Raw genomic sequence first — 1,142 nt, forward strand, 5'->3', positions numbered from 1 at the left:
GTCGCGCACACGCTCGAAGATGCCCAATCAACGCACAATCGGAGCAACTTCGAGCACTCGATTCCAACCCGATGCGGAAGGACTCCCCCATGACCAGACGCCCCCTGCGGGCCGCGTCCGCCCTGCTGTGTACGACGCTGATCGTCACCGGCTCCGCTCTCACCGTGACGCCCGCCGCCGCCAACGACGGCACGACCGCTCCGGCCGCCAACTACTCGGCCGCCGCCAGTCCGCAAGGACCGATCGCCGCCGCCCCGCCGATGGGCTTCAACAACTGGGCCCGCGCGACCTGCACCCCGCAGGCGCCGCTCGACGGCTCGCCGCAGCTCGGCTACTCGTTCCAGCAGTACATGGAGGACAACGCCAAGGGCCTGTCCGACGCCGGCCTGATCGCCGCCGGGTACAAGACCGTCACGGTCGACGACTGCTGGATGTACCGCAACGGCTCCGGCTACCTGCACGGCGCGGCCAACTGGGGCTCGCGCACCGACGTCCGCGACACCACCAAGCAGCCCGGCTTCGACTACGAGCTGACCGCCTACGGCGACTACCTGCACGGCCTGGGCGCCAAGTTCGGCATCTACGAGACCTCCGGCACCCACACCTGCTCGACCGTCGCACCCACCTCGCCCAACCTGGCCAACGGCAGCGAGTACTACGAGCAGAACGACGCCGGCTCCTTCGTCTCCTGGGGAGTCGACGCGCTCAAGTACGACAACTGCGGGCAGCAAGAGCCGATGCGCACGCTCGACAGCCGCATGGCGGGCTACCTCGCCGGCGCCGTCACCGACGCCAACAACGCCGGCACCCCCACGCCGAACGTCATGTTCAACATCTCGGCCCCCGCCGCCTACGGCAACGGCTCCACCAAGTTCGACGCGATGACCTGGGTGCGCGGCCTCGGCCAGCTCTGGCGGGTCGGCCCGGACATCTACAACGACTACGACAACGGCGCCACCGACCCGTGGAACCAGCCCCTCGGCGTGCAGTCCTCGTACAACTTCGGCGCGTACCAGAGCTTCGACAACTCCCTGGAGCTCGGCCGCTACCAGGAGCCGGGCAACTGGAACGACGCCGACATGCTGCTCATCGGCGACAACGGCATGACCACCGCCGAGGAGCGCAGCCAGATGTCGCTGTTC

General features: G+C 68.5%; 1 pseudogene. It reads left to right on the forward strand.

Annotated features, from left to right (window positions below):
* Nucleotides 1-89 precede the first annotated feature (89 nt).
* Nucleotides 90-1,142: pseudogene (locus AB0O00_RS40695) on the forward strand (hypothetical protein); the annotation flags it as partial.

This window comes from Kitasatospora sp. NPDC093558, from assembly GCF_040683475.1.
Classification (GTDB): Bacteria; Actinomycetota; Actinomycetes; order Streptomycetales; family Streptomycetaceae; genus Kitasatospora.